Source organism: Rhodococcus sp. IEGM 1366, from assembly GCF_033142425.1.
GTDB classification, from domain to species: domain Bacteria; phylum Actinomycetota; class Actinomycetes; order Mycobacteriales; family Mycobacteriaceae; genus Rhodococcus_F; species Rhodococcus_F globerula.
On the sequence record NZ_JAWLRZ010000009.1, the window covers coordinates 79,434 to 87,088 of the forward strand.

Annotated in this window: 7 protein-coding genes and 3 tRNA genes; 2 read left to right on the top strand and 8 right to left on the bottom strand. The window is 61.6% G+C overall.

Annotation, left to right across the window (positions count from 1 at the left end):
- Positions 1-10 precede the first annotated feature (10 nt).
- The 8 genes from R4P64_RS26485 to R4P64_RS26520 form a co-directional block, all read right to left on the bottom strand.
- Entirely contained in the window at positions 11-1,033 is a 1,023-nt protein-coding gene (locus R4P64_RS26485; protein ID WP_317823299.1) for an NUDIX hydrolase, read from the bottom strand.
- Positions 1,030-2,157: a glycosyltransferase family 4 protein gene (locus R4P64_RS26490; protein WP_045067477.1), complete on the bottom strand. Its 1,128-nt coding sequence runs from the start codon at positions 2,155-2,157 to the stop codon at positions 1,030-1,032. Before R4P64_RS26490 ends, R4P64_RS26485 begins: the two co-directional genes overlap by 4 nt.
- Positions 2,154-3,056 (bottom strand): phosphatidylinositol mannoside acyltransferase, encoded by a 903-nt coding sequence (locus tag R4P64_RS26495; RefSeq protein ID WP_033234709.1) that lies wholly within the window; start codon positions 3,054-3,056, stop codon positions 2,154-2,156. Before R4P64_RS26495 ends, R4P64_RS26490 begins: the two co-directional genes overlap by 4 nt.
- Positions 3,053-3,712 carry a phosphatidylinositol phosphate synthase gene (gene pgsA / locus R4P64_RS26500; RefSeq protein WP_033234710.1) on the bottom strand — a complete coding sequence of 220 codons (660 nt, stop codon included), beginning with the start codon at positions 3,710-3,712 and terminating at the stop codon, positions 3,053-3,055. Before pgsA ends, R4P64_RS26495 begins: the two co-directional genes overlap by 4 nt.
- A gap of 60 nt (positions 3,713-3,772) precedes the next feature.
- Positions 3,773-4,327: an HIT family protein gene (locus R4P64_RS26505; protein WP_080711748.1), complete on the bottom strand. Its 555-nt coding sequence runs from the start codon at positions 4,325-4,327 to the stop codon at positions 3,773-3,775.
- On the bottom strand, positions 4,324-6,381 hold the full coding sequence (gene thrS / locus R4P64_RS26510; RefSeq protein WP_317823300.1) for a threonine--tRNA ligase: 2,058 nt from the start codon (positions 6,379-6,381) through the stop codon (positions 4,324-4,326). Before thrS ends, R4P64_RS26505 begins: the two co-directional genes overlap by 4 nt.
- Before the next feature lie 131 nt (positions 6,382-6,512).
- Positions 6,513-6,914: a TIGR02611 family protein gene (locus R4P64_RS26515; protein ID WP_165826376.1), complete on the bottom strand. Its 402-nt coding sequence runs from the start codon at positions 6,912-6,914 to the stop codon at positions 6,513-6,515.
- Between the two features lie 214 nt (positions 6,915-7,128).
- Positions 7,129-7,200, bottom strand: a tRNA-Val gene (locus R4P64_RS26520).
- A 285-nt stretch (positions 7,201-7,485) separates the two neighbouring features.
- Here R4P64_RS26520 and R4P64_RS26525 point away from each other — a divergent pair.
- Together R4P64_RS26525 and R4P64_RS26530 are read left to right on the top strand one after the other, a co-directional pair.
- A tRNA-Gly gene (locus tag R4P64_RS26525) sits at positions 7,486-7,558 on the top strand.
- A gap of 25 nt (positions 7,559-7,583) precedes the next feature.
- Positions 7,584-7,654 (top strand) — tRNA-Cys (locus R4P64_RS26530).
- Position 7,655 lies beyond the last annotated feature (1 nt).

Sequence of the window (7,655 nt, forward strand, 5' to 3'; positions counted from 1 at the left end):
TTGAATGCGATCAGCGGATCGAGCGTACTTCCGGATCTTCGGTGCCATCAGCGACGGTGGCAGCTTCTGCCAGCAAGTTTGCCAAATCGAGCGGATACACCGGCTCCCCAGCCTTTGTCAGTTCACGAATGACGTCAGCGCTGCACCACCGGTAGCCGGAAATCGCACGTTGTTCCAATTCGGTGTGGCCCTTGAACACCGGAGTGAAGCCCGAGGTACGAGTGGTGAAGAACAATTCCTCCGAGCGGATCAATTCGCCGTCGAACGGGAAGATCGCGACGCGGCGCCACAGCGGTCCACGGAGGTCTTCCGGCGCGATCGTCAACCCTGTTTCCTCGGCCACCTCACGAACTGCAGCGGCCCGAATTTGTTCGCCACGCTCGATTCCCCCGCCGACGGTGAACCAGAACTGCCGGTCCGGGATCTTCGGATCGTGGCCGCGCAGAAGCAGCACGCGGTTTTGTCGATCGAGCAGCACGACTCGTGCGGACGTCCGAGCCGTATCCACGGTAATGCCCTCGGGAACTGCGGCCGCGGTGGTCCGTTCGGTGATCTCGAAATACTGTGGCAGCGGCGCGGTTCCACCCAGGTGAAGCCAACGGACCAACCTGCGGGTTCGCAACGCGAGGGTGTCACGGACAGCGTCGTTGTGGAAGCGCCGAGCGATCAGTACCCGAGCCTCCGCGTCAGCCAGCTCCGCAACCAACTGCGGCCGCAGCGACGTCGTTCCATATGCGGCAAGCGCATTGGAGAGTCGGTTCTCCGCCAGCTCACGGTCCTGCCGATCGGCACGTTCGGCAGCATCCGCCAGCTTCACGAACCGTCGAGCATCCTCGGTACTCATGTCGACCGCCGCAGCGCGAACCACAGCGGCCCGACGCGACAACGCCGCATCGAGCGCCAGCCACGACTGATCGGACCGGACGTGCAAGCGGTCCAACCGGTTTGCCGTTGCGTACGCCCAGAGCCCGATGACCAGAACAACCGCAGCGATGAGCCCGAGGACAAAAATTGTCAGTGCAGAAAAAGTCACGATCCCACCACATGCACGCCGGCGCCGCCCACGGTCACGGTCTCGTAGACCCGCAGGATCTGTTCGGCCACAACAGGCCAGTCGTATTCGGCAACCACCGCGGTCGCAGTATTGACCAAAGCTCTACGACGGTCAGGATCACCGAGAACCGAATCGATAGCCACGGCAAGTGCGTCGGAATCCCCGATCGGAACCAACAATCCGGCCTGTCCGTCGCGAAGCACCCGGCGGAAGGCGTCGAGTTCACTGGCCACGACTGCGGTCCCCGCTGCCATAGCCTCCACCAGCACGATCCCGAAGCTCTCACCACCGAGGTTGGGTGCGCAGTACACGTCGGCACTACGTAACGCCGACGCTTTCTCCTCGTCACTGACCTGGCCGAGCAGACGCAAGTGGCGGGAGTACCGACCGGCTTCCTTACGAAGCTTGTCCTCGTCGCCGCGCCCGACGACAATGACCTCGAGGTTCGGATGACGCTCGACCAGCGCCGGCAATGCACCCAACAGCACCGCCATCCCCTTGCGCGGTTCGTCGTAGCGACCGAGGAACAAAATGGTTCCACCTTCGCGCGGATAGCCCGGCAGAAGTTCCGCCCCCGCAAACGCAGCAACGTCGACGCCGTTCGGGATCTCCACGGCGTCGGATCCCAGGGACTCGACCTGCCACCGACGGGCCAACTCCGAGACAGCGATGCGGCCACTGATCTTTTCGAGGTAGGGAGCTAACACGCCTTGGAAAGTGCTCAGTACCAACGACTTCGTGGTCGACGTATGGAACGTCGCGACAATCGGCCCCTCCGCAATGCGCAACGCAAGCATCGACAGACTGGGCGCGTTCGGCTCGTGAATGTGCAGAACGTCGAAGTCACCTTCGGCGATGAACTTACGCAAACGCGCATTCGCGGTAGGCCCGAAGGACAACCGCGCGACGGAACCGTTGTACGGAATCGCGACGGCTTTGCCTGCCGAGACGACGAACTCGGGCAGTTCGTCGTCATCCGACGACGGCGCCAACACACTGACCTTGTGCCCGCGCTCGATCAACACCTCGGCCAGATCCACCACATGCGCTTGCACCCCACCGGGTACGTCGAACGAATACGGGCAGATCATGCCGATTTTCATTCACCCTCCATGCGGGCGAGCCGCGATTCGGAAAGGTCGGAACGCCAGAGTGGTTGAAGCATGTGCCAATCCGCCGGGTGCGCTGCGATGTTGATCGCAAACTGGTCGGCTAGCGCCTGAGTGGCCGGGCCGACGCCTTCGGACACGTCGATCGGCGGATCGATCTTGAATCCCCACCCGTCGTCGGTGAACCAGCAGTGCACCGGCAACAAGGCCGCTCCGGTGTCGATGGCAAGCTTTGCGGGGCCGGCCGGCATGCGAGTGGGTTCGCCGAAGAACGTCACCGGCACGCCCTTTTTCGCCAGATCGCGCTCCCCTAGCAGGCACACAATTTTGTTCTCGTGCAGATCTTTCGACAGTTCGACGAACGGTGGATGCTCCCCGCCGCTCAGCGGGAAGATCTCGAAGCCGAGGCTCTCGCGATACTCCACAAAACGCTCGTACAGCGATTCCGGCTTCAACCGCTCCGCAACCGAGGTCAATCCACCCCACTGCTGAACACACCACACGCCGGCCATGTCCCAGTTGCCGCTGTGCGGCAAGGCCAACACAGCGCCCTTGCCGTCTGCCATTGCCTTCTCGAGGTACTCCTGACCCTCGACCAGATCGCTCAGTGCCTTGCCCGTCACCGCCAAATCCATCGACGGCAATCGGAACGCCTCACGCCAATACCTCGCGTACGAGCGCATCGACTCCTTGATCAGCTGATCCGGAACCTCAGCCGGCGTCGTTCCGAGAACTCTGGCCAGGTTCTTGCGCAGTTGTTCTGGACCACCTTTTCGCACTGCAAAATCCGCGCCGGCGTCAAAAAGCTTGACCGCGACGGACTCCGGCAGACTGCGAACCAGTCTCCACCCGGCGGCGTAACCCAAATCGGTAGCGCGCTCGGCAACACTCACTTGTCGGACTCACCTTCGGTGTCGGATGCAGCCGGTGCGATCGGTAGAAGCTCCCGTGCACCAGGCGAATTCCGCACCGCAAGCACACGCTGGAAAACAGTCACGATACTGCCCGCGGCAAGAACCCACATGGCGATGTGGATCGCCCACGGCAATCCGAGGCCGGTGAGGCCGGAACCGACCAAGACGATGACCAGACGATCCGGACGTTCGATCCAACCGCCATCAGCCGTCAGACCGCTCGCCTCGGCTCTGGCCTTCGCGTAAGAAATGACCTGGCTGGTAACCAAACAGATCAGTGTTGCCACCAGGAGCCACTTGTTGTTCTCGTGGTAGACGGCCCACCAGGCCAGGCCCGCAAAAATCGCGCCGTCGGCAACACGGTCACACGTGGCGTCGAGAACCGCGCCATAGCGTGTTCCGCCGCCACGGGCGCGAGCCATCGCACCGTCCAGCATGTCGAACATGACAAAGAACCAGATGAAGATGGTTCCCCAGAACAGATGACCGGACGGGAACAGTGTCACGGCGCCGGCGATGCTCGCGACCGTGCCGATGATCGTGACCGCATCGGGCGTCAATCCGGTCTTGATCAGAGCTTGGCCCATCGGTGCCGTCACCTTGGACACCGATGCGCGTCCGAAGAAGCTCAACACCTCTGGAAACCTCCACCTCGTGAGTCCCGAAGCGGGACCCGTCGAATCAACTCGGTTCGCTCACTCTTGCCAAGCACGAGCGAGTAATCCCCTGGTCTCGCGCAACAACTGCGGCATCACCTTCACACCACCCAAGACAGTGATGAAGTTGGCGTCGCCACCCCAACGCGGAACCACGTGCTGGTGAAGGTGCTCGGACAGCGATCCACCCGCGGCAGCGCCGAGGTTGAGCCCCACGTTGAAACCGTGCGGGTTGGACACACTCTTGATGACCCGCAGCGCGCGTTGCGTGAACGCCATCAACTCGGCGCTTTCCTCGGGCGTCAGGTCCTCGAGTGCCGCGACCTTGCGGTACGGCACCACCATCAGATGGCCGGGGTTGTACGGGTACAGGTTCAGGACCGCGTACACATGCTCACCGCGGGCGACGATCAACCCTTCTTCGTCCGACATCTTGGGAATGTCGATGAACGGTTCACCGGTCGTGCCGGGCGTGTTGGGCGCCTCCGTGATGTACGACATCCGGTGGGGCGACCAGATCCGCTGAAGATGGTCTGGATCACCGACACCCTGATCGATCAACGAACCTGGACCGTCGCTACCGGGCATACTCATGGCGCCACGCTTGGCTGAACCAGTTCCGCAGTCGGAGAGGCATTTTCGCGTCGAGCGATCCACTCCGTGATGATCCGAACCGCGTCGTCGGTGGGAATGCCGTTGATCTGGGTTCCATCACGGAAGCGGAAGCTGACGGCGCCTGCCTCGACGTCGCGCTCACCGGCGAGCAACATGAACGGAACCTTCTGCGTGGTGTGGTTGCGGATCTTCTTCTGCATCCGGTCGTCGCTGAAATCGACCTCGGCTCGAACGCCGGCCGCCTTGAGCTTCTTGGTGACGTCGAAGAGATGATCGACAAACGCCTCGGCGACCGGGATGCCGACAACCTGCACCGGCGCGAGCCACGCCGGGAACGCGCCCGCGTAATGCTCGGTCAGTACACCGAAGAAGCGTTCGATCGAACCGAAGAGCGCACGGTGGATCATGACCGGCCGGGTCTTGACGCCGTCACTGCCGGTGTATTCGAGGTCGAAGCGCTCAGGCAGGTTGAAGTCGAGCTGAATGGTCGACATCTGCCACGTGCGGCCCAGCGCGTCCTTGACCTGAACGGAAATCTTGGGGCCGTAGAACGCGGCTCCACCCGGGTCCGGCACCAAAGTCAGACCGGATGCTTCGCCGACCTCGGCGAGTGTTGCGGTCGCCTCTTCCCAGACGTCGTCGTTACCGACGAACTTGTCCGGGTTCTTGGTGGAGAGCTCCAGATAGAAATCGTCGAGACCGTAATCCTTGAGCAAATTCAGCACGAACTGCAGCGTGGTGGTGAGCTCGTCGCGCATCTGCTCGCGGGTGCAGTAGATATGCGCATCATCCTGAGTCATGCCGCGCACGCGTGTCAGACCGTGGACGACGCCGGACTTCTCATAGCGGTACACGGAGCCGAATTCGAAGAGCCGCAACGGCAATTCGCGGTACGAGCGACCACGTGCACGGAAGATCAGGTTGTGCATCGGGCAGTTCATCGGCTTGAGGTAGTAATCCTGGCCCGGCTTGCGCACGGTGCCGTCCTCGTTCAGTTCCGCGTCGATGTGCATTGCGGGGAACATGCCGTCGCGGTACCAGTCGAGGTGACCCGAAACCTCGTACAGATGCCCCTTGGTGATGTGCGGGGTGTTGACGAACTCGTAGCCGGCCTCGATGTGGCGGCTGCGCGAGTAGTTCTCCATCTCGGTGCGGATGATTCCGCCCTTGGGATGGAAGACCGGCAGACCGGAGCCCAACTCGTCCGGGAAGCTGAAGAGATCGAGTTCACTACCAAGCTTGCGGTGATCGCGTCGCTCGGCCTCGGCCAAGAGCTCCAAGTACTCATCCTGAGCCTCGGTGGATTCCCATGCGGTGCCGTAGACGCGCTGCAGGTCGGCATTGTCCTGGTTGCCGCGCCAGTAGGCAGCGGAGCTTCGGGTCAACTTGAAGGCCGGGATGTGCTTGGTGGTCGGGATGTGGGGACCACGGCACAGGTCGGACCAGATGGTGTCGCCGGTCCGCGGATCAAGGTTGTCGTAGATGGTCAGTTCGTTGCCACCGACCTCCATGATCTTCGGATCGTCGATGCCCGACTTGTCGTTGATGAGCTCGAGCTTGAACGGCTCGTCTGCCAATTCGACGCGAGCGTCTTCGATGGAATCGACCACGCGGCGGGAGAATCGCTGCGATCCCTTGATGATCTGCTTCATCCGCTTTTCGAGCTTGGCCAGATCCTCCGGGGTGAAAGGACGATCGACAGCAAAGTCGTAGTAGAAGCCGTCGGTGATCGGCGGGCCGATACCCAGCTTCGCGTCGGGGAATTCCTTCTGCACTGCCTGCGCCAAAACGTGCGCGGCCGAGTGGCGGATCACGCTGCGGCCGTCCTCGGTGGACGCGGCTACAGGCTCAACCTCGACGTCGACCTCCGGGGTCCACGACAGATCCTTGAGCGTTCCCTCGCTGTCACGAACGACGACAATGACGTCCGGTCCCTTCGTGGGATATCCGGCCTCACGCACTGCAGTCCCGGCGGTCGTCCCCGCGGGCACCCGAAGTGGGGCGGCTGAGTGCTCTGGCGCGGGACTGGTCACGGCGATGTGCTCCTAATGTATTGCGGCAAGTAAGACGTGCATCGCACCCACAGCGAGCACGTGCACGATCATGTTATCTACCCTGCCGACCCGACGAGTCAACCGACTGAAGTTAACAAGCCACTTTCACCTCAGAGTGGCGACTCGAGCCAGGAGTAGTCGAGGCCAACCCAAGTCCCGATCAGGCCGAAGGTGCCCAGAAGCCACAATGTTGCAACGACGACCACTGTGGTGAACAGAACGCCGATTCCCTTGACGAACAGGGACTGCTTGCCGAACCACGTCATGAAACGGTCGTACCGTGCCTTGGCAAAATGCAGCAGTCGATGCGCCCAGGCAAACTCCGACGCCAGGATTCCGAGGCCGGCAAAGACGATAAGCCAGCCAGGTCCGGGATAAGGGATGGCCAGTACACCGGCCGCCAATACGACGAGACCGACAAAACCAACCGCGATTCGATACGCGAGATTCAAGCTCGGGCGGGCGGCAATGTGCGCGCGCCACCTCGACCAGCGGGACTCAGCTTCGTGAATACGAGACTCGGCTTCGCGAAAGAGCGTCAGGTCGGAGTCGTCGACGGGAGGGTCGACCTTTTTGGTAGTCAACTTCCCTCACCTGTTTCCATAGAAGAGCACGTCTTTGCGACCCAGGTTACCGAAATCTCGAGTGCGCCCGGATTGGCACGTCGGGCGCAGAAACGACTGAAGGCGTCCCCGATCTCTCGGGAACGCCTTCAGTCTGTACCTGTGGTCCCGGCTGGGATCGAACCAGCGACCTTCCGCGTGTGAAGCGGACGCTCTCCCACTGAGCCACGGGACCTTACGAACTGTTCGAACGCATGCGCTCGAACGAGTTGGAACATTAACACGCTCGCGCACCGATTACGAATCACCAGGTTGGCATTCATTCTCCTCCCAGAACGCCCAGTTTCACCCATTTAAGAACTTCACGAACGCACTCGACCGGCCCGTAACATCGCAATTTTGAGCGATTCCACTACCGAAACGCCTACTGAGCTGGTGATTTGTATGAATCCGACACCGTCGGCTAATGTTTTCAACGCACCGAGGAGAGCAACCAACTCCCCAAGCAACACGGTGCGATGCGGACGTGGCGCAGCTGGTAGCGCACAACCTTGCCAAGGTTGGGGTCGCGGGTTCGAATCCCGTCGTCCGCTCGAGAGGTGTAACTCAACCTTTTACGGTGGAGTGGCCGAGTGGTGAGGCAACGGCCTGCAAAGCCGTGCACACGGGTTCGATTCCCGTCTCCACCTC

Excerpts from the sequence above, each read along its gene's own strand:
- R4P64_RS26490 (WP_045067477.1), bottom strand. The coding sequence starts at position 2,157 with ATGAAAATCGGCATGATCTGCCCGTATTCGTTCGACGTACCCGGTGGG.
- R4P64_RS26505 (WP_080711748.1), bottom strand. The coding sequence starts at position 4,327 with ATGAGTATGCCCGGTAGCGACGGTCCAGGTTCGTTGATCGATCAGGGT.